16 protein-coding genes are annotated in these 21658 nt (G+C 40.8%); 4 read left to right on the top strand and 12 right to left on the bottom strand.

Annotation, left to right across the window (positions count from 1 at the left end):
- The first annotated feature begins 275 nt into the window (after positions 1-275).
- A complete protein-coding gene (locus tag KHS79_RS02860; RefSeq protein ID WP_094786616.1) occupies positions 276-713 on the top strand; it encodes a hypothetical protein in 438 nt (145 codons plus the stop codon).
- A 68-nt stretch (positions 714-781) separates the two neighbouring features.
- Here the strand turns inward: KHS79_RS02860 and torS are convergent, their stop codons facing one another.
- Both torS and torR read right to left on the bottom strand, forming a co-directional pair.
- The gene (torS, locus tag KHS79_RS02855; RefSeq protein ID WP_212716456.1) at positions 782-3721 is read right to left on the bottom strand and encodes a TMAO reductase system sensor histidine kinase/response regulator TorS; all 2940 of its coding nucleotides are present in this window, start codon (positions 3719-3721) and stop codon (positions 782-784) included.
- A gap of 256 nt (positions 3722-3977) precedes the next feature.
- Complete coding sequence (gene torR, locus KHS79_RS02850; protein WP_094786614.1) at positions 3978-4715, bottom strand: two-component system response regulator TorR; 738 nt, start codon at positions 4713-4715, stop codon at positions 3978-3980.
- A 747-nt stretch (positions 4716-5462) separates the two neighbouring features.
- On the opposite strand from torR, the gene KHS79_RS02845 reads away from it, so the two are divergent.
- From KHS79_RS02845 to KHS79_RS02835, 3 genes are all read left to right on the top strand, one after another.
- The gene (locus KHS79_RS02845) at positions 5463-6035 is read left to right on the top strand and encodes a lysophospholipid acyltransferase family protein (protein WP_027706748.1); all 573 of its coding nucleotides are present in this window, start codon (positions 5463-5465) and stop codon (positions 6033-6035) included.
- A 99-nt stretch (positions 6036-6134) separates the two neighbouring features.
- Positions 6135-7622, top strand: coding sequence for a glutamate--cysteine ligase (locus KHS79_RS02840; protein ID WP_212716454.1), 1488 nt, complete (start codon positions 6135-6137; stop codon positions 7620-7622).
- Positions 7613-8647, top strand: coding sequence for a M14 family metallopeptidase (locus KHS79_RS02835; protein ID WP_212716452.1), 1035 nt, complete (start codon positions 7613-7615; stop codon positions 8645-8647). Before KHS79_RS02840 ends, KHS79_RS02835 begins: the two co-directional genes overlap by 10 nt.
- Before the next feature lie 37 nt (positions 8648-8684).
- On the opposite strand, the gene KHS79_RS02830 is transcribed toward KHS79_RS02835, so the two are convergent.
- From KHS79_RS02830 to KHS79_RS02785, 10 genes are all read right to left on the bottom strand, one after another.
- Positions 8685-9446 (bottom strand): class I SAM-dependent methyltransferase, encoded by a 762-nt coding sequence (locus KHS79_RS02830; RefSeq protein WP_212716449.1) that lies wholly within the window; start codon positions 9444-9446, stop codon positions 8685-8687.
- 61 nt (positions 9447-9507) lie between these two features.
- A complete protein-coding gene (locus KHS79_RS02825; protein WP_212716446.1) occupies positions 9508-10584 on the bottom strand; it encodes a DegT/DnrJ/EryC1/StrS family aminotransferase in 1077 nt (358 codons plus the stop codon).
- Positions 10585-10710: 126 nt separating this feature from the next.
- Positions 10711-11949 (bottom strand): flagellar hook-associated protein FlgL, encoded by a 1239-nt coding sequence (gene flgL, locus KHS79_RS02820; protein WP_212716444.1) that lies wholly within the window; start codon positions 11947-11949, stop codon positions 10711-10713.
- 56 nt (positions 11950-12005) lie between these two features.
- Positions 12006-14768, bottom strand: a complete 2763-nt coding sequence (gene flgK, locus KHS79_RS02815; RefSeq protein WP_212716442.1) for a flagellar hook-associated protein FlgK — start codon at positions 14766-14768, stop codon at positions 12006-12008.
- Positions 14769-14802: 34 nt separating this feature from the next.
- Positions 14803-15834: a flagellar assembly peptidoglycan hydrolase FlgJ gene (gene flgJ, locus KHS79_RS02810; protein ID WP_212716439.1), complete on the bottom strand. Its 1032-nt coding sequence runs from the start codon at positions 15832-15834 to the stop codon at positions 14803-14805.
- Positions 15835-15848: 14 nt separating this feature from the next.
- Positions 15849-16952 carry a flagellar basal body P-ring protein FlgI gene (locus KHS79_RS02805; protein WP_027706756.1) on the bottom strand — a complete coding sequence of 368 codons (1104 nt, stop codon included), beginning with the start codon at positions 16950-16952 and terminating at the stop codon, positions 15849-15851.
- Between the two features lie 38 nt (positions 16953-16990).
- Positions 16991-17686: a flagellar basal body L-ring protein FlgH gene (gene flgH / locus KHS79_RS02800; protein ID WP_094786605.1), complete on the bottom strand. Its 696-nt coding sequence runs from the start codon at positions 17684-17686 to the stop codon at positions 16991-16993.
- A 20-nt stretch (positions 17687-17706) separates the two neighbouring features.
- Positions 17707-18492, bottom strand: coding sequence for a flagellar basal-body rod protein FlgG (gene flgG, locus KHS79_RS02795; RefSeq protein ID WP_212716437.1), 786 nt, complete (start codon positions 18490-18492; stop codon positions 17707-17709).
- A 43-nt stretch (positions 18493-18535) separates the two neighbouring features.
- Entirely contained in the window at positions 18536-19276 is a 741-nt protein-coding gene (flgF, locus tag KHS79_RS02790; RefSeq protein WP_212716435.1) for a flagellar basal-body rod protein FlgF, read from the bottom strand.
- 220 nt (positions 19277-19496) lie between these two features.
- Complete coding sequence (locus KHS79_RS02785; protein ID WP_212716433.1) at positions 19497-21494, bottom strand: flagellar hook protein FlgE; 1998 nt, start codon at positions 21492-21494, stop codon at positions 19497-19499.
- Positions 21495-21658 lie beyond the last annotated feature (164 nt).

Genomic DNA, 21658 nt, shown 5'->3' with positions numbered 1-21658 from the left:
CCCTACTAATGTGTCGGGAACACATTAGAACAGCTTCGCTGGCCCGTTAGGGTGAGCGCTATGGATAGCGCACATAAAAATGATTCGTGAAGGGTATACTAGCCCCAAGGTATAACATACACCAATAACAATCACTATCTATAATAAGCCTCGTCATTAACTACCAATATCAATAAAAAAACTAATATTTAATTAAAAATGAACGGTTTATTTATTTGATATTCATTCACCTAATTCTACACTAAGAATATTTGGCAGTGTAGGAGTAGGCGACGATGGTTAACATACGATTTCTTATCTTAGTTTTTGCACTTTCAGGTAATTATGTTTTCGCAGAAGAAGAGAATAATTGTCTTGATTTCGCGGAAGGTGGTGTTATTTTTCACGCCTGCTATGATTACAAAAATGGTTTACTGGTATATACATTCAATAAACCCCATCATGGGACACATGTTAATGCCAACTTTCCCTATCATGAAGTGCTTATCGACAATGAACAACTTCTAGACCCTTCGATGAGCGATACAACGAAAATCTATAAAGCACATTTTCGTATTAATACAAATGGTCAGCATGTCGATCAGCTTGTAGCAGACTTCTGTACTTGGGATCCAGCCTATGCCAGACATAAAAACTGGCAAGCTGATAAGTGCTCAGGATGGATGGTGATTGGAGGTATGCCCTATCGAGAACCTATTTTTTACTACCCATGATAGCAATACCATACCCATTAATAGGCTGCTTTTGCAGCCTTTTTCGTGGCATCCTAATCACTGTTTCGTTATTGCGAAGAACCTGGCTCAACCATTTCCTGCCAATCTATCTTTTCAAGTGCACTAATGCTCTCATCCCAAACTTTTTGTAAACAGGTTAAGGAGTAATCTGTCTTTTTTTGTTTCCGGCTCTGTATTTCTAAATGCTCACAGGTAGTTGCAAGGCGAAGTAAACCTAAACTTTGTGCACTACCTTTTAACCGATGAGATAGTTGGGTGACTTGAGATATTTTATGCTGCTGAACGGCCTCAATGAGTTGCTCCCACGTTTCAACTGAAGCAGTCAAAAATATACTCACCATACGTTCCAATGTGCCAACCCCCAGTACCTCAATATCTTCTTGAATACTGACTAAAGAAAATACCGGATACTCTTTTAGCGCATCAGAAACAGGCTCCTCTTTCACAATTGAAGCCATCTTAACTTCGGTTTTATTTTCGTCATACTCAACGAAACGAGCAATGGCAAGCTGTAAATCAGTCAATTTTAATGGTTTAGCGACAAAGTCATTCATGCCTGCAGACAAGTAATGAGACACCTCTTCTCTAAAAACATGAGCAGAAACGGCAATAGTATATAAAGATTTCTGATGAAATAGCTGGGTAATACTTTTCAAACGTTTTGCTAAAGCCGTGCCCTCAGTATCAGGAAGATTAATATCTACCAAAGCAATGGAAAACTTTTTTTGTCTTACAACCTGTTCAGCCTGTTTACCATCACGTGCAGTGGTTACATGATGCCCCAGTTTCTGTAGCAACTCTTCCGCCACCATACGATTAATTTCATTATCTTCTACCAATAAAATGGGTTGCGGCGCTACCGGTGTTTGCTGTGCTTTAACCAAAGCCCTCACTTCTTTACCTGTTGCAAGATCCATTTCAAACCAGAAACAACTACCTTGCCCTGGCTCACTAGCGACTCCGATCGTACCTGACATAGCTTCAACAAGCCGCTTGCTTATTGCTAGACCTAAACCCGTTCCCCCAGAGGAGTCATGTACTTGTTTGAAGGGAGAAAATAGCTCAGCTTGCTTAAATAGAGGCACCCCAACCCCAGAATCAATAATATTAAAACGTAATTTATTCGTTTTATGCCGGGTATCTTCTTCTAAATAAACTATTTGAATAGTGACTGAACCATGTGTTGTAAATTTTACAGCATTTGCTAATAGGTTAATTAAAACTTGTCGTATTTTTCCTAAATCTGCAAAATACCAGCAACAACTTTTTTTTGCTATATCAATACTTACATTTAATTTTTTTTCTGAAATTTTTACTTGTAACAAATCGACAACTGATGAGATTAAATCAGGCAAATAAAAATGCTGTGGATTAAGCTCAATATGTCCTGCTTCAATTTTAGAGTAGTCCAGAATATCATTTAAAATCGCCAGTAATGTTTCACTGCTTCGACTTAAAACCGCTATATAGTGTTGCTGATGATCATTTAAAGGTGTATCAGATAAAAGCTGCAAGGTACCCAAAATACCATTCATGGGTGTACGAATTTCATGGCTCATTGTTGCTAAAAATACCGTTTTAGCGCGGTTAGCCGCTTCAGCATCCTGACGAGCACGTGCATGGTTTTGTACTGCCTGATTCAACTGCTGATTAGCTTTGGTTAGCTGTTCAGTTCGATCAGCCACCAATAACTCAAGATTATTTTTATGCTTTTCCAACTCTTCTTTCGCTACCTGCTCAGCCGAAGCCAAGCGATTTCTTTCAATCGCCTGATCCTTAAAAATATTGATCGCATGAGCCATCACTGCAAGCTCGTCATTTCCCTGTGGTGTTAACTGGATATTTAAATCACCAGCCGCCAGAGCCTTCAACGCCCCTATATGCTGGTTGATACGCCATACAATACGACCATAAACAATCCGCCACATCACCCAGCTTAAGATAATACTTCCCAATAAAGTCACAATGAGCAGCATAAGCCGGCTAATTTGAAGTGAATCTTTTACTTGTTGAATTGAGTTTTCTTGTGCCTCAGATGCTTCATCAACCAAGTCCGCGACTAGCATCGCCAAGACACCTGACAACACCATATTATTAAGCGTTAGCTCATCAATATGGTTTCTTACTTTTAATAATTGTCGATACCGCGCAAATAAATTATTAGAAGCTTCAAGCTTTTCTATATGCTTAGCAAGCATATTATGGTATTTAGGGTCTTGTAAGCTCAATAATATTTGTTTAATGGAAGATAAAATTTCCTTAAATTGATTCTCAAGTGATGATACTTCATCTTGCTCAGTACTGAGTTCTAATTTAATTAATAATCGGCTTAATTGAACCTCTTGTAGACGCAACTCGCTCATCAGATTCAATTGCTTAAGGTCCTCTTTAAGGAGCTTATCCAGAGATAAGTAGACCTGTTGCTTCGATTTATTTTGCGCGACCTGATCATATAGTGACAAAATATCATTAGATGCTTTAAGCGAGGTATCACTTACTTTTTCAGAAGCTATATCACCAATCTCCCTGGCAATACTCATCAACTGTCCCTGATTTTTATTGACTAAATTCGTTAAATTTAATCTTGCAGCAACCCACTGACTTTGCTGCTCCATATTAATGACAATCTCTGCAACTTTTTCTTGTACCTGTCTTAGCTCATCTGACTCAGACATTACATCTAGTAATTTTAAAAGCAAGGTGTTGAGTTCTTCAGCCTGCTGAAATAAGTTATCTGTTTGCTCTTGCCAGTCTTGTTGATCTGTCACATCTGATAAGGTGCTTGCGGCAAAGACTAAGCGTGAAGTTGACTGGGCGAGCTGATGCATCGCGGTCATGGTGGGCAATGAATGCTCTATAACAATATGTTCGTGCTTACTAACTCTATAAAATCCATAAAAACTTATGGTGGCTGCTAACACCAATAAGGTTATCATACAGCCAAAAGCCCACCATAATTGAACGCCTATACTGCTTTGTTGCTTCATAAGTTTTCGTGAATAAACAGGCCAAACCTGTAGGGTAGCTAATTTAGGGTATTCGCGTCATGCGACCGGATATATAGATGTCAGTATAATTAAGAAAATTCCAGACTTAAGTAGGTAGGGTTCAAAATACAAAAGCTTATTATTACTTGTACTTAGATTCTTATCAAGCGTAAAGGTATTTTTCAGAAAAGGCCTTCATTAATGAGTGTAATTTAGTACCATTATCTACTAACAATACTAAACTACAATCATTCAACTATTGCTCAATATCACCGGCAAACAAATAACCTTCACCATGAATTGTAACAAAATAACGGGGGTTGCGAGGATTATCTTCGATTTTACTCCGTAACCGGCGTACTAATACATCTATGGTTCTGTCATTGGGTTGCTCAACGCGGTGGCTTATTAAACTCAACAACTGATCCCGCCCCAATACACTGTTTGGATTAGTTACAAATGCCAGTAATACTTCATACTCCGCTTTTGTCAATTTAACCGGAGAATCACCTTTAGAAAGCATGCGTCGTGGAATATCAAAAGTCCAAGGACCAAACAACACTACGCGATCAGCTTGTTTTTCTTCAGAAAACTCTTGTCGTAACTGCTGCTTAACTTGATCAACTTTACTAATACGCCATAGTAAGTTCTTTACCCGAACCCTCAACTCACGCAGTTCAAAAGGTTTTGTCACATAGTCATCAGCCCCCATCTCCAAGCCGACAATTCGGTCAACGCGGTCTGTTCGTCCCGTAACAAGGATAATGCCGACATCAGAGGTGCTACGAATATCACGGGTTAATAAAAGCCCATCTTCTCCTGGTAAGTTAATATCCAGCATGATGAGATCAATTTTTTCGTTCTGAAGAATAGACCGCATTTCATTTCCATCAGCAGCTTCGCTAATGCGATAACCTTCTTGAAGGAAATAATCAACGAGTTTAGCCCTTGTAACAGGCTCATCTTCGACTACAAGTACATGATACTGCTGCATAGGTGGGCTGCCTTCAAATCGTACATTTGTTCATATTTTTTCACATTTCTACCCTTAACGGCTAGCACACAAATGTTAATTGAATCACACTTTTAAATAAATTAATGTAACATGTTTTATATTTAATATAACTAATTAGAATATAAAACACTGTTTTTACTTTAGTACTACCTTTCCAAAGTAAATCATAAGAATTGAAAGTTATAGATAGCTAGCACACTAAATGATTTATTCAGGTCATAAATCAGACCCTCAATGTATGCAAAAAGTTTAAATGGGAGAAGTATTGCAAATACATTTATCCAAACACATAAGCTAGACCCACCTTTAATCAACTAATTAAAATAAACGTATGTTAGAATTTAGGTCACCTATTAAATAATAGTGATTTCTTATGCATAACTAACCGCAACCTGGAAAACCATAGTGTATTTGTATAAAAGAGTTTATGGGGAACCGAAGACAGTACTGATAAAGATTTCAAAAAAGGCATTTTTAGATGTGCCCTTTTTATAAGCTTAATGGGGTTGTTAGATACAAAATAAATAGCCGTCTTAACAATAATCACTTATAAATAAAATACGAACACACAATTTCGAGAAGTATATTTGAACATGCTTAATCGTTTTTATCTGTTTGCAGGTTAAATACTGATCGCTACCATTATTAATATGCATTGTTACTTAAGATGCACGGTGGTAGCATTTTAATAACTCGTAGCAACCTTTATTAAAGTAGTAACAAGCATTGAACCATTTTACAATATTTGACACGCCTGTTTTAAGCTGGTTTTTTCACTGGCTCTTCAAACTTATATTACGACTAACTGGCTGGCGGTTCGAAGGCCAGCCTCCACAGCTAGCTAAATATGTACTCATAGGCGCCCCCCATACCAGTAACTGGGACTTTTTCTACTTCATTGCAATGGCTTTCCTGTATCGTGCCAAAGTGCACTGGCTTGGCAAGCACTCTTTATTTAAAGGACCTCTTGGTCCAATTATGCGCTGGCTTGGTGGTATCCCTATCGACCGTACCCAACGCAATAATCGCGTTCAACAGCTTGTGACTCTTTTCCATCATTCAGAAAACTTCATTCTTACTATCGCGCCTGAAGGCACTCGCTCTCAAGTGTCCCACTGGAAGTCAGGCTTCTACTATATCGCCGTAGGTGCTAAAGTCCCTTTACAACTAGCTTATTTAGACTTCCCCAATAAACGAGGAGGGTTTGGTCCATTAATCTGGCCAACAGGAGATTTTGAAAGAGATCTTTTGGAAATACAGCAATTTTTCCTGCCATTTAAAGGAAAAAAGGCGCCATAACACACAACCTAGTTAAAAATCCATAACAAATCAGTATATACTTAGGTTAGCAGCAGTAGAGCCATTAAAATCACAATAATATTATATGGAAATCATCTCATGGGACTATCTATCAGCCATGATCATTTTACTGCAAATGACTACCTTCTTTTCACAGAAAGGTTGCACGCTAACCTATCCACGCTGCAAAAACTGCTTCAAAATCCAGACTTTGGACAAGGGCCAGGCTCCATTGGCGCAGAGCTGGAGATGTATATTGTCGATGATGAATGTCGTCCAATCCACCTTAATCAACGCATTGCTAACCTGATTAACGATCCTCAACTTACCTTAGAGCTTAATCAGTTTAATCTTGAATATAACCTTTCTCCGGTTCAGATAACGCACCAACCCTTCAGACATATAGCCAAAGAAATAAACTGTGTAGTAAAGCGTCTTAATCTTTGCAGCCAAACGCTAAATGCCCGAATTTTACCTATTGGAATCTTACCAACGCTCGAAAAAAAGGATATCAGTGCTGAAGCAATGACAGATATCCCTCGTTATCATGCGTTATCCAAAGCTTTGCGCTCAATCGGTGATATGCCATTTCAAATCAACATTGATGGTTCTCACCCCCTGCAAATGCTAAGTCCAGATATTACAATGGAAGGTGCTAATACCTCCTTCCAGATTCACTACCGAGTATCATCTGAACATTTTGCAAGGCGTTTTAACGCTATACAACTGGTGACACCTATTGTTTTAGCGCTTGGGGCAAATTCTCCTACACTCTTTGGACATGCTCTATGGCAAGAAACCCGTATTGCGTTATTTAAACACTCCGTTGAAAACAGAAATCATCATAAGTGGCATCATCCATCACGTGTCAATTTTGGTACTGGCTGGGTTAGGGAAGGCGCATTTGAATTATTTGCAGAAGCCGTCTATCTATATGCTCCCATATTACCTATTACCAGTCATCATAACAGCCAAGAACAGTTAAACCAGGGTATAACACCTGCCCTTGATGAACTACGATTGCATCAAAGCTCGGTATGGCCTTGGAACCGTCCCGTTTATGATCCAGCGGCAAACGGCCATTTACGCATTGAAATGCGCGCCCTTCCTGCAGGACCGACAATTGATGATATGGTAGCCAATGCCGCATTTTTAATCGGTATAGCCGAGGGATTGAATGATACGATAGAACAACTTATCATCGGTTTACCCTTCAATTATGCTAAATACAATTTTTACGAAGCTGCTAAACAAGGACTTGATGCAGCATTGATTTGGCCCGATACCAAAAATCATCAATTAAAGGAAATATCCGTCGTCAATTTAGCAACAGAGTTACTGCCCATTGCCGAAAAAGGCCTTTACCAAATAGGCATTGCGGAAGATGAAGTACGCTGGTTACTGGGTAATATTGAGCAAAGATTAGAGCAAAAGATTAATGGCGCCTCATGGCAATTAAAAATGCTCAACCAGCTCAAACGCAAATATCACACGACTGATGCCTTAAAGTACTTAACTGAACACTATATCCAAAACTTTAATAATTATGCTTCTATCGTAGAGTGGCCTGAACAACCATGCCAGTAAACCGTCGTCTTTTACATGTTATTGAAAATCCACAGTTACAACAGTGGCCAACAACACCTGTATTATTTTTGGAGCAGTTGTCTTATCCCACCCTTTTTTGGATTCAGGGTAAAGATACTTCACGTCATCGAGCAATTGTGACATTGCTTCATGGGAATGAACCCTCTGGACTGATTGCCATTCACAAATGGTTGACCCACTCGTTCTTTACACCGGCAGTGAATACCATCATTATTATTGCCGCTGTACAAACAGCACTTACATCACCGCGATTTAGCTACCGCCACTTACCTCATATAAGGGATCTGAATCGCTGTTTCAATGGTCCCTACGATGACTTAGCAGGCTTTTTAGCTGAAAGCATTTTAACCCACTTAGATCATTATCAACCTGAAGCTATTATTGATATACATAATACCTCTGGTAAAGGACCTGATTTTTCTGTTTCTATTTCTGCAGATCAGCAGCATCAACAACTTGTTTCCCTCTTCACTAACCAAATGATTATTACTGAAATAAAACTAGGGGCACTAATGGAATTAAGCGAGCGAAGTGTCCCTTCTGTTACCATAGAGTGTGGTGGCGCAAATTGTAATACATCTCATGCCGTTGCCTATCAAGGGTTAGTTCGCTATCTACAGGAAGAAAGCCTTTATAGTACAGTTATTCCCAAAGCACTGGAAATCATGTACCACCCTGTCCGTTTACAGGTGAAGGAAAACACGATCATCAACTATGCAAGTCAATATTGCTCTTATACTGACTTAACATTACGCGAGGATATTGAGCAGTTTAACTTTGGTGTTATTACCCCAGAAATGCCACTGGGTTGGACGAAGCATAACAGTCGTGGTATTTTTCAATTGCTAAATGCGGCAGGCAAGAATGCTTTTGAAGAATACTTCTGTATTAAAGATCATACCCTTTATCCAACACAAGCCTTAAAACTATTTATGATAACTCGAAATCCCACTATTGCAGTGGAAGACTGTTTACTCTACGCAGTTAAAGTTCCCCCTTTATAAGGATAACGGCAATGGTTGCCCTGATAGCTGAATATATTTAATTCGGTAATGTGGCAACCACAAAAATCGAAGCACACAGTGCTGGATACTCATCCCCTAATTTGAAACACCCTTCCAGAAAAGCATCATCAATTATTTTTTGCTCATAGGCTTTGTCTAATTGAAAGTTAGCTAACGGTTTAAAGCAAATACCACCGCTTTCGATAATGGTTAGTCCCACCCTGTCAACTTCATCAGAGAGCGTATGCAAAGCATACGTCCGATAATGCCCATGTAAACGCTCACCGTCAGTAACAGCCTCTGGTTCCGAGATTAAGCCCATTTTTACAGCAATTTGTCGAGATGCAGCCATGGCATTAGGACAAGCAATAAATAGTCTTCCCTGTGGTGCTAACCATTGTTTTATACGTTGGAAGAGTTCACTGGGTACTTCAATATGCTCTAAAACATGAAGCAAAAAGACCGCATCAAACTGCTGATTCAGCTGTAAATTCTCAAACCGCTCGCAAATAACCTCAATAGACTCAGTCGCCGCTAATGAATATGAAGAAAATAAGTGACGGGTTTTTTCTGCAGCTTTTTCTGCACCTTCAACTAATGTTAACTGACTAAAGTATGGCTGTATTAACGTGGAAAAAGCACCTTCAAAACAACCCAACTCTAATGCTGTATTTGGCTTATCAGAAAAGTATGGCAAAAACTTACGCACCATGAACTGATGCATTTGGCGGTCAAACTTGTAACAATAATCTCGCTCTTGATTATTCTCTGTCAATTTATCTAAATCTAGGTTATCCATATTATTTATTATAATGTTCCGCGAGTAGTCAATAACAAAGACACTTTAAATAGTAGAGTTGTTAAATTGATGACAAAACAGTTTCACAAATTAAATCTAGCTGGTTTTGCGTTAACTCCGCATATAAAGGTAAGCACAATGTGGTAGCAGCAACCTGTTGTGCATTAGGCGTGTTATTAGGAGCGCCATGACAGGGCAAAACATCCAGGCTCGGATAAAAATAACGGCGAGGAAAAATATTTTTTGTTTCAAGTTGTTGCTTGACATTAAGTAAGCTGTGCTCACTTGATAGATTCACTGGCGCATAAGCACCATTTGTGGAAGCATTCATACGCCACTGCTGCCACTCAATACCAGAATGATCCAATCGTTGCTGGTAGTATTGCAAGTGACTTTTCCGCAGCCGGATGCAATCATCAATTTCCTGCAAATTAGCAAGCCCTACCGCTGCATGTAATTCAGACATTTTTGCATTAATGCCAACGTCTGCTACCTGTTCTGGCCCTGCAATACCGAAGTTGATTAAACGTTTCAAGCGCGCAGCTAAATCAGGGTCATCAACAATAACCCCTCCTCCTTCTACCGTGTGAAAAAGTTTTGTCGCATGAAAACTTACAGCAGTACCTATGCCCATACCTAACAGGCTTTGCTCCCCATACTGAATACCAAAGCCATGAGCACCATCATACAAAACAGCTAGTTTATATTGTTCACCCAGGGTTGCTAACGCTTCAATATTACAAGGATTACCATAAACATGTGTCGCCAGAATCGCTGAAGTTTGAGGGGTAATTAAGTCTTCAACTTTATTAGGATCAATTGTCCAATCTGCTAAATTAATATCTGCAAATTTTGATTCTAAACCACTCCACCGAATGGCCGCAGCAGTCGCTGGAAAGGTATAACTGGTCGTGATTATTTCACCTTTTAACCCTAATCCTCGCATTAATAACATTAAAGCAAGTGTACCATTGGCCATGAGTACAAGGTGATTAATATTGAGATATTGTTCTAACGCAGAGGTTAACTGTTGCTCTAAGGGACCAAAGTTTGTTAAATACGCTGTATCATATAATTGGTTTATATAAGCTTCGAGTTTTTCTCTGGAAGGAAGGTGTGATCGTGTTACATTGATCATATTATTGAATCCCTCTCAGCCAACTCACAACAAATATATATACCCTTCATCAGAATAGACGGTATTTAGGTTTTTCGCCTCTTAAACTGCACTTTTATGATATAACCTTCTGCCAAGAAAATACTTTTATAACTGATTAAATAGCGACAAATTAGTAATGGCGACATAGCTCTGTTGTGCTGCTTGTAATAAGTAGTTTTCAAATGAGAGTCTACTAATAGCTTCAGCCTCATCGACATAGAGTAACTCTGCAAGCAGCTCTTCACTGACAATTTCAACATCTTCTTGTAAGTTGCGTGTCGACTCAATTGTATTTAAACGTCCTCCAATTTTAGCCTGCGTATCAGTAATACTCTCAATGGTATTATCAATATTGATCAGCGTATCTGAAACAAGCTGAGCAAGTAACTGTCGTCCTTGTTCATCATTCGCTGAGTTATTCAGAGCATCTTGCAGTCGTTTTGTGGTCGTTAAAACATCTTGCTTATCACTGGTTTTCAGAAAAAAACTATCTCCTTGATTAGGAACGCCATCAATGTCTACCGTCATTCCCTTGATTGTAATACTATCACCTGATGCAAATGGCTGATTGGAGACCAATGTTATCCCGCCATTGGCCGTTTTAACGGTATAATTTGGTCCATTCGGTACAACTGCCGTTTCTGGGTTGAAAGTAATGATGATATCTTCAGGGTAAAATGCATCTAACTCAGTTTGATCAACGATCTGACCGACACTGATTCTTGCAGGGGGGTTTGCAGTATTTGAGTCACTCGCAGAAGTTAAAAAGGTTTTTTGCGCACTCGGTATATCCACAAAAATCCCTTTGCCCGAATCATTAATGGCTACTGTTGTGCTCGCGGCTATTTGTAAGAAACGCTGTCCTTCATCACCCGTAAATTCAAATCCTCCTCCCGCTTTTTCAATAAAAGGAGGCTGATCTGCCTGAAAACCTGCGAATATATAAACACCTGCTGCATCTTTTCGGTTTAAACTGTCTTGCAACTCCTTCAAGCGCACTTCAACCTCATCCGCTATTGCCTGCTTATCCTGTTCCGTTAAAATGCCATCCCCTGCTTGTATGGTTAACTCTCTTAATCGCTGCATAATATTAACGACACCCGTTAATACAGCTTCTTCCAGTTTTAAATTATTTTCAGCACCACCCAAATTACGTTTATATTGATCGAGTATTGCTAACTCCTGATTAACCGCTAAAACCTTTGTCGTGGCAACAGGATCATCTCCAGGACTTACAATGCGACGTCCCGAAGCAACTTGTTGTTGGGTATTAACAACCCGCTCATTGTTTTTTAGAATTTGATCCAAGCCTGCTTTAAAAATATCAATATTTGAAATTCGCATTATTTTACTCTCATGCTTAGACCATTTACGTTAACTAAAACGAAAGGTTTTAATGTCTAAAATGCATTTAACAAAGTGTCAAATATTTCTCGTGCGACATTAATCACTTGCGCAGAAGCATTATACGCCTGCTGAAATCGAATTAAGTTCGCTGCTTCTTCATCCATATTCACACCAGATTCCGAGTTACGCAGGCTAACTGTCTGGTTTAATAAAGCTTCACTGGCATCCAAATCAATACGAGACTGGCTGGCATTAACACCAATAAATTCAACGAGTTGACCATAACCTTCTGAGTAGCTGGCAGTACCTCCTAAAATAGTTTTTTGGGTTGCCAGGTTTGCCATTTTAAAGCCGTTACGATTATCTGATGTACCATTCTCATTAAAATCAATAGTAAATGTATCATTCGCTTCTGGCCGTCCTTGTAACGTTACCTGAAACCCTTTGAACGAAGACTTCGCAAAACTAAAGCTTGAGGTGTCGCCAAAAATGCTACTCACAAAAGGTGTTGTCCTGAAAGATACACCCTCTGCCATAGTCACATCTAAACTGCCACCAATGGTGACAGCTGTTGCATTAGCGGGGCCTGACCCCGTTAAAGTTTGTGTAGATAATGCTGCGCCTGTTTGACCATTACTCACCACAAAGCTGTCCGCAGCATCAGCCGTCATTTGCACATCTAAGTCGACACCTGTAGTAGCATAGATTTTTAAGGTAGGTACAGGAGGTGCTCCTGGTGTTTCAGAAACAACCGCGTAAATCCCCTGATTGGTTAAATTACCATTATTATTAATGCGGTCTGCCAAGACTTGGATATAATCCTCATTCTTTAAAGGGTCTACATCCGGTACAGGCACTGTGCCTAATGCTGAATTAGTGAGACTTTCTCCATTAATGCTTAACTCAATCGCCGTGCCAGAACCACCAATAATATTGGTGATCTCAACTTGGTTAAACGCATTAGCGGAAACTCCATCAACCTGGCTCAACTGGTTTGCAATTTCCTGAGCCGTAGCATTAGCCAACGTATTGACTGTAGAGGTGGTTACTATTCCTGTATCAGGGTCACGATTAGACACTGTAATTGTTTGCGCCGAATAACCATTCACTGGATTCGGTACAGCAGGCAGTGCCACTGTTACAGGTGCACTCACTAATCCCACATCACCTGTTCCCCGAGCTTGACTGGTCGCAATAGTCTGCCCTTGATCCAGGGTAAAAACATCTTTAGGCGAGCCAGGAATAAATACCTGATTACGAATCGGTGGATCCAGTTGTTTTGGGTTACTGGGGTCTGAGTTATCTAATACATCATAAGTCGTAGGTGTGGTAAACCGAATAATCAAGGGTGGCGTTAGTTGACCACTTGTTGCAAATGCAGGTAAAAAATTACCAGTCTCAGCATCATACACCTGGAATACATCACCTTGAGAAATAGAACCTGTGCCTTGATTCGTGGTCGATGTCTGAGTTCTGATCGCAGCAGCAAAGGCCAATTCACGAGGATCGTTCATTTCAACCTCAAACTCACTGGCTGCATTCCGCGTAGGTTCTAAAAAAAACTCATCACCCCGCTGAAAGCTTCCTGCCTCGAAAGTAATGCGCATACCATCCACTTCAACAGTTTCAGGAAATAAACCACTTAAAGAAGCTTGCAGTGCAATTGAGTTATCGCTATCACGCCGTATCGTAAATGTCGAGTTATCAATAAATTCTACCGTATAATTAGTCGCTTTTAAGCTCTGAACATCATCAATGCTAATACTAATCACTCGATCAACAGGTGGCGTATTATTAGGACTTGCCGTCACTCGATCCAATGTCGCCTGTCGATCATTAACATCATTAAATATTCTTCCACCAAAACTACTGGATAAATCCAGCCCCATGCGTTGCTGGTCATTTACCGTTTTACCAACGGCTAGCGCAACCAGCCCTAAATTATTAAAGGCTGGCTGCAAAATATTATCCCGATAATCCAACAAGCCACCTAACATGCCACCTGTTATCTGATTATCCAGTACTTGCTCTGTCCCTTGTAAAACAATATTCACTCCAGCACTTTCTGTTTTTGCAGGTAATGTCGATAGGTTATTTGCACTTACCCCAACAACCAACGACTGACCTTTACCAATAAAGACATTCAGAGTATTGTCATCCTGTTCAATGACCTGAACAGAAACAATTTCTGATAACTGTCTTATTAATTCATCCCGTTTATCCAGCAAGTCGTTAGGATCTCCACCACTGCCTTGCTGGGTTACAATTTGCCGGTTTAATTCAGCAACGCCTGCCGCCAACGAATTAACTTGCTCAACCAGTGCTTCAATTTCCTGGTTTATTGCTCTATTTTGCGATTCCATGGTGCTTTGCACTGTTGTAAAGCGACTGGCTAATCCACTGGCTTCTGTAAGCACTAACTGTCGAGCAGGAATAGATGTTGGATTTTCAGAAGCAGCTTGAAGCGCGTTAAAGAATTTATCTAGCCCAACATTTAATCCTGTCGTTTCATCGGCTAATAGTGAGTCAAGCTGTCGTATATTAAGGTCAAAGGAACTTAACTGGGAATGAGTAGACGTGTCTTGACGTAGTTGATTAATGACAAATTGACTGGCAAACCGACGAATATCTTCGACAAAAACACCACTCCCTTGATAATAGTTAGCTATTCGCTGTTCCTGTGCTGTCGTAAAAACAGCCTCTTGCCGCGAGTATCCAGGAGTATTTACATTGGCAATATTATGTCCAGTGGTATTCAACGCGCGTTGATATGCCTGTAAGCCACTGGTACCAATTTGTAGTAAATTGCCTGCCATTGTGGTTGACCTTCATTCCTCGTGCCAACAGCCATCATCCTTGAAGTGAAGCCTGACTCATCACCTGGCTATTCGCAATATTGATAATTTTCTTTGCATAACGCGGGTCAGTCGCATAACCAGCTTTCTGTAACTCCAGCAAAAACTGTTCCGGATTTTGTTTTACCGACAGGGCTTGTTTATAACGTGGATTTTGTTGTAGAAAATCAACATAATCCTGCATACTCGCTTCATAGGAGTCATAAGCACGAAAGTCGGCACGTTCGCGAACGGCAACTCCTTGCCGGAATTCAGTCGTTGCAATATTCGCTTTATCACCTTGCCAGCGTTTATGCGCTTTAATTCCAAATAAATTATGGCTATTACTACCATCCGCCTGACGAATCATGTGTTTGCCCCATCCGGTTTCCAGCGCTGCTTGCGCTAACATAAATCGAGGGTCAATACCTACCGCTGAGGCGACTTTTTCTGCAATAGGATATAACGACTTAATAAAAGTCGCGGGAGAATCAAAAATTTCTGGAATTGAAATTGGCTTGGCGGATATAGCTGCTTTTTCTACACTTTCTTCTTTCCCTAAAATGCTATTCAGCGCCTGTGAGCCACTCACAACGTCTTCGCTTTTTTGGCTTTTTACAGCAGGATTATCTTCGCGTGAAGTATTAGATGAATTAATAATTTCAGCGTTATTTATAGTGTCTAATCGTTTTTCTTCAGGTAGCTCTGATACTGCATCTGAATCTGTTTGGGCTTGAAGCAAAGGTTTCATTTGTTTAATGATCTGGTCAGCCAAACCAATACCTTTACTTTGAGCCATTTCGATGGCCAGCTGACTATCCAGCATATCCCTAAAAAATTTTTCCTCTCGACTGTTTAAATAATTACCTTCAGCAATCATATCATTCGCTTTTCGCATATTTTTGAGCATCATGTTTAAAAACAAAGACTCAAACTGCTTTGCGGCTTCAGTTAATGTCTGGTGAGGGTTTTTATTCGCCTGCGCTTTTATTTTACCAAGGCCATCTAACTGGGTATAAAACTGTGCCGACGATAGATCTGCTTTCATCACTTAACTCCTTACTAAATGACAACCAGTTCAGCATTTAACGCCCCAGCTTGTTTTAAAGCTTCTAAAATAGCCATCAGATCACCCGGAGCAGCACCCACTTGATTGACCGCTTGCACAATTTCATCCAGCGTTACCCCTGGAGAAAACAAAAACATTTTATTTTTTTCTTGAGTAACATCGATATCACTTTGCGGTACTTGTACTGTGTCTCCAGCACCAAATTCATTAGGTTGACTGACTTCAGTATTTTCAGAAATTGAGACAACTAAATTGCCATGAGTTACTGCAGCTGGAGAAACACGTACATTTTTACCAATCACAATCGTGCCAGTACGAGAGTTAATCACGACACGTGCTGGCGCTTCACCAGGTGCAATCTCTAAATTTTCTAGAACAGACATATAAGTAACACGCTGGCTACTACGGAGAGGTGCTTGAATTTCAATGGTGCCGCCATCTACAGCTTGCGCAATATCTGGTCCCAGTACTTGATTAATAGTATCCGTTACCCGCTTCGCGGTAGTAAAATCAAAACGGTTTAAATTCAAGACAATTTTATTACTGTGATTAAAACCACTAGGAGCAGCCCGCTCGACCATGGCCCCATTTGGTATACGCCCAACGCTGGGTACATTAATCGTAATTTTCGAGCCATCCAAACCTTCCACCCCCAAACCACCCACGACTAAATTACCTTGGGCTATCGCATAAACACGTCCATCCAAACCTTTTAACGGCGTAATTAATAAACTCCCTCCCCTTAAACTTTTCGCATTTCCAATGGATGACACGGTAATATCAATAGTTTGACCCGGTTTAGCAAACGGCGGTAATTCACCATGAATCGCTACAGCGGCAATATTTTTTAATTTAGGATCAGCGCCTGGCGGTAAATTAATACCAAACTGCTTTAACATACTGTTAAACGACTGAATCGTAAAATTGGTTTGACTGGTTTTATCTCCGGTACCATCAAGCCCAACCACTAATCCATATCCAACTAACTGGTTGCTACGAACACCAGAAATTGTCGCAAGATCTTTTAAGCGTTCCGCATGACTTAAAATACCTAACGATATTAAGCAGCCCAACAGCAGGAATCGAAGCGTTAACATAACATACTCCTTATACTGATGCTTTGGTCATTCCTGATTTAAAGAGGGAAAAAGGTACTCAGTAAAAACCGGACAATCCATCCTGCTTTACTTGCATCAGCCACCTCTCCTCGCCCACTGTATGTAATACGTGCATCAGCTAATTTTTGAGATGAAACCATATTATCTGGAGTGATATCTTCCGGCCGAACTAACCCTGTTATCCGAATATATTCATCACCAGTATTCAATGTTAACCATTTTTCCCCACGGACTTTCATAACACCATTAGGTAGCACTTCTGCCACAGTTACGGTGATATTACCGGAGAGACTATTACTCTGATTAGTTTCTGCTTCACCATCAAAACTTCGGGTTGACGAAATTTGTGTATTTAAACTTAAATCATTACCAAATAACCCCTTAACGGTTTTCCCCAAAATTGTTGGGTCCGCAATGGTGGAATTACTGTTTTTATCAATTTCAGTGTCAGCTTCTTTTTTGGCTTTAGTCTGTTCATCAAGCCTAACCGTTAAGATGTCACCTACTCTATGTGCTCGACGGTCTTCGTATAAACTTATGGCAAAGTTTTCTTGATAAATAGCACCATTGGTAAACTCTGTTGGTACTGGTGTGGGTGGATACACCGGCGCATAAGCAGGGTCATTAGGCTCTGCCGGTAATGATACACAGCCCGATAAAAAACTATAAACAAAAAAAACCAGGGTTATCAGGCCTAATCGTAATACATTCATGACCTTACACCTCTTGTTGTCTATAAATTCTGCGTCACAAATTGCAGCATTTGGTCTGCAGTTGAAATCACCTTAGAATTCATTTCATAAGCACGTTGGGTGGTTATCATATTTACCATTTCTTCCACAATGCTCACATTAGAGCTTTCCAACGTGTGCTGTTTTATAAATCCCAGGCCATCTTCACCAGCATTACCTTCAACAGGATCACCACTGGCGCCTGTGGCTAAAAATAAATTTCCTCCAATAGCTTGAAGTCCTGGAGGATTAATAAAATCCACTAACGTAATTTGTCCTTGTTGTTGAGGGTCTGCTTGTCCTGCAATCGTTACACTGACAGTGCCATCCTCGCCAATTGTAATAGACGTTGCATCCTGAGGAACATTTATTGCGGGCTCCAAGGGTAAACCATTACCATTGACCACATCACCGTCGGCATTTAAATGAAACTCTCCATTACGGGTGTAGGAAATACTGCCATCCGGCAATAATATTTGAAAAAAACCCCGACCATTAATAGCAACATCTAATGGCTGTTCTGTTGTTTGGAAACCCGTTGTAGTAAAGACTTTTTGTGTACTGTGCACACGCACCCCTGTGCCCAACTGTAAACCAGAAGGTAATACATTATCTTGTGTTGCTTGCCCGCCGGGCTGACGTTTTATTTGATAAAATAAATCTTCAAATTCGGCACGATCACGTTTAAAACCAACGGTAGCAACATTTGCTAAATTATTGGCGATAACGGTTAGCTGGTGATCTTGGGCGCTCATCCCCGTTTTTCCAACCCATAACCCTGGATGCATAACAACCTCCACACTCGATAAATTACAACAGCGCTAATTTTTTTTAATTAATGCGTAATACACTTTCCATCGATTCACTGTTTTCCTCTAACGAACGCATCATTTTAACGTTGACTTCATACTGACGAGTTAATGCGAGCAAGCTGATCATTTCTGCTACTCCATTAACATTACTACCTTCAAGAAAGCCCGGCACTAACCGTACATTAGCATCTGCAGGCGCAACCTCATTTTCCTTAAACTTAAAAAGACCATCAGTGCCTTTGATCAGTTGGCTAACATCAGGATTGACCAGCTTAATTCGGTTGACTTCAGCAAGCTCATTAGGGGGCTGCCCTACTGGACGGATACTAATCGTACCATCCAATCCCAACTCGATTTTTTCAAATTCTGGTATGACAATGGGTCCGTTTTCCCCTAGTACAGGCAACCCTGACCCTGTAAATAATTCACCGTTAGTACCTATGGTCAAATTCCCGGCACGGGTATAACGCTCTTCGCCATCAGCCCCCTGCACAGCAATCCAGCCATCGCCACGAATAGCCACATCCAGATCATTACCTGTTTCCATCAATGGTCCCTGGTCAAATGATTGACCAGGGCTTTCAGTCATGGCATAAGCTCGACTTGGGTAAAACTCACCAAACACAGGCATAGAGCGCGCCTGCTCAAAATCTCTGCGAAAACCTGTTGTCGTAATATTGGCGAGGTTATTAGCATGTATCCGTTGACCGAGCATATTTTGTACTGCTCCAGTCATGGATACATAAAGGGCTTTATCCATTGGCTCCTCCCGCGGCAACTTGCTTCACTTTAATTCATATTTATCGATTACTTGCAAGGGACATGCCTAGCTTCTAACGACTAATGATAGAAAGGCGAAAGGGTTAAGCGGACAAATTAAATCCTGTAAAGCAGGACAGATGAGGCAAAACCATGCCTCACCCTTACTTGCAAAAGAGCCTTAAAAAGCAGCGTTAGATATACTCTGCTTAAGGGCTGAATTAGCGGAGGTTGATAATGGTTTGTGTAATAGCATCCTCTGTTTCAATGGTTTTCGCATTGGCTTGATAATTACGTTGAGCAATAATTAAGTTCACCAGCTGTTCAGCAATATCAACATTTGCTTCTTCCAAAGTACCAGAACGAATCCCTCCAAACACACCAGCTTGTGGCGAGCCTATGACCGGCTCCCCTGAAGCAAAAGACTGAGCCCATGAGGTATTACCAATTGGCGTAAGACCTTGATTATTGGCAAAGTTAGCTAACGCAACCTGCCCCAACAATGATGTTTGTCCATTACTGTATCGGGCAAATACTATCCCCTCATCATCGACATCCAGCTCAGTAATATTGCCTACCGCAAAACCATTTTGAGTTAAGCTGTCTACCGCAAAAGCATTACCAAACTGAGTGGAGTTTTCAATATCAATCACAAAGTTGGAACTGGTCGGAGGATCAGGTAACGGCAAAACATCACCACCTGCTGAGGTATTTATCGGCCCCAAAGCTGTAATCGGAATACCATCGGCATCAAGGGGAGTCCAGTTTGTTATCACGATACTGGGTGGCGGATCAATTAAGTTACCTTCACGGTCAAACTGGACAGAATACCTAGCACGGGTTGCTGCCCCCCCTGGCACCACAGGGTCACCCACATCCTGACCATCCACTTGCACAAACAAACTCCACTCTGTCACATTAGGGTTGACTGTACTGGCACGCTCTTTAACAAAGTAAAGTGTCGCGTTATGTGCATTACCCAAGCTATCAAACACCTCTACTTGTGTTGCATGGTTGTATGTGTCTGGATCAATGGGATCAAAAGAGTTTTCTATAAATGGCACATAAGCCAATGGAAAATTAAAAACATTAGACGCTGTTGCAGGTAGTGTTGGGGTCACTAGCTGAAAATTTTCTTCAACCTGAAAATTAACTTCGCCTCCTACTGTAGCTGCTCCACCATCTGCGACCACAACTGGTGCACCAGCATTGGTAAACGTTGTTCCAGTAGCACCCTGCACTGAGACATTGGTTCCCGTGCTACTGATAGCAACAGAAATATCATCACCTAAATTATTAAATACTCTGATCTCACTGGGCGCGACAAATGAAGCACTAATGTCTGTCAAATTAGCAATAGCGGTCGCGAGTTCACTGGCATCATTCACACTCGCCAAACTAACCGCCTGGCCATTAATCGTAATGGAAGCCCCCGCAGGTGCTGCACCTCCATAAGGTAAAGTACTCACATCGACTTTTACCCGGGTACTGGCACTGGCAGTAATTACTTGAGATAAGTTGCTTAACTCTGCCGCGATTGCTCGAGCTGACCGGTTAGCGGCCGAAGGAATGGCGACTGTCGAAATGGTGGTCGCCGGTGTTGTCGAAATATCCTGAATATCTAAAGAACCTGCCGTATAACCATTGCTCGTACCTGCTTGAGCATTGCCTATAATCGCACCATTAGCGGCACTGGTACTCCCTCTTCGCTCCAAAACAGGCTCGCGGGAATCAACATTAAAGCTAATATCAATATTACTCGTTTGCCTGGGGTCCTGAAATTGATCACCTACTTGTAAATCCGACAAAATACCAGGAATAATATTTCCTTGCCCATCTGCTGCAAATCCTTGCAAAAAAGAGCCTCGATTATTAATCAGGTTACCGTTTTTATCGATGCCAATAATGCCCTGACGTGTATAGGTTTGCCCGGTATTATCCCGCATAATAAAAAAGCCTGTACCATCAATAGCTAAATCCAGGTTTCTTTCCGTCGGCTTAATATTACCCTGATTAAACTGTTGAGCAATAGTTTGCACTAATACACCATTACCCGGAGAGCGACTACTTCCGCCTAATATTTCACGTGCATAAACATCGTGAAATTCAGCTCGGGAAGCTTTAAAGCCTATTGTTGCAGAATTCGCAATGTTATTACCAATTACATCCAGATCAGTGGAAGCGGCTTTAAGCCCACTTAAGCCAGTATTAAACGCCATATTGCGCTCCTTTATTCATTAATTCCGTCAAGGATGCATAATGAATCTTGCAAGAAACATAAATTTTTTATGCGTCATGTTATGCGCACTCTCCCTAGCGCTAATCCTAACGGGTTAGCAAAGCTGCTCCAATTTTCTTCCCAGCAATTGGCAACCTTTAAAAA

The organism is Zooshikella ganghwensis, assembly GCF_018263875.1.
In the GTDB taxonomy this organism is placed as follows: Bacteria; Pseudomonadota; Gammaproteobacteria; order Pseudomonadales; family Zooshikellaceae; genus Zooshikella; species Zooshikella ganghwensis.
The sequence above is the reverse complement of the archived record's forward strand: the minus strand, read 5'-3'. Positions and strand labels throughout refer to the sequence as shown.

Coding starts and splice junctions, on each gene's coding strand:
- KHS79_RS02840 (WP_212716454.1), top strand. CDS start 6,135: ATGGGACTATCTATCAGCCATGATCATTTTACTGCAAATGACTACCTT.
- torS (WP_212716456.1), bottom strand. CDS start 3,721: ATGAAGCAACAAAGCAGTATAGGCGTTCAATTATGGTGGGCTTTTGGC.
- flgH (WP_094786605.1), bottom strand. CDS start 17,686: ATGAATGTATTACGATTAGGCCTGATAACCCTGGTTTTTTTTGTTTAT.
- KHS79_RS02805 (WP_027706756.1), bottom strand. CDS start 16,952: ATGTTAACGCTTCGATTCCTGCTGTTGGGCTGCTTAATATCGTTAGGT.
- KHS79_RS02830 (WP_212716449.1), bottom strand. CDS start 9,446: ATGGATAACCTAGATTTAGATAAATTGACAGAGAATAATCAAGAGCGA.
- torR (WP_094786614.1), bottom strand. CDS start 4,715: ATGCAGCAGTATCATGTACTTGTAGTCGAAGATGAGCCTGTTACAAGG.
- flgG (WP_212716437.1), bottom strand. CDS start 18,492: ATGCATCCAGGGTTATGGGTTGGAAAAACGGGGATGAGCGCCCAAGAT.
- flgF (WP_212716435.1), bottom strand. CDS start 19,276: ATGGATAAAGCCCTTTATGTATCCATGACTGGAGCAGTACAAAATATG.
- KHS79_RS02860 (WP_094786616.1), top strand. CDS start 276: ATGGTTAACATACGATTTCTTATCTTAGTTTTTGCACTTTCAGGTAAT.
- flgL (WP_212716444.1), bottom strand. CDS start 11,949: ATGCGAATTTCAAATATTGATATTTTTAAAGCAGGCTTGGATCAAATT.
- flgK (WP_212716442.1), bottom strand. CDS start 14,768: ATGGCAGGCAATTTACTACAAATTGGTACCAGTGGCTTACAGGCATAT.
- flgJ (WP_212716439.1), bottom strand. CDS start 15,834: ATGAAAGCAGATCTATCGTCGGCACAGTTTTATACCCAGTTAGATGGC.
- KHS79_RS02835 (WP_212716452.1), top strand. CDS start 7,613: ATGCCAGTAAACCGTCGTCTTTTACATGTTATTGAAAATCCACAGTTA.
- KHS79_RS02785 (WP_212716433.1), bottom strand. CDS start 21,494: ATGGCGTTTAATACTGGCTTAAGTGGGCTTAAAGCCGCTTCCACTGAT.
- KHS79_RS02825 (WP_212716446.1), bottom strand. CDS start 10,584: ATGATCAATGTAACACGATCACACCTTCCTTCCAGAGAAAAACTCGAA.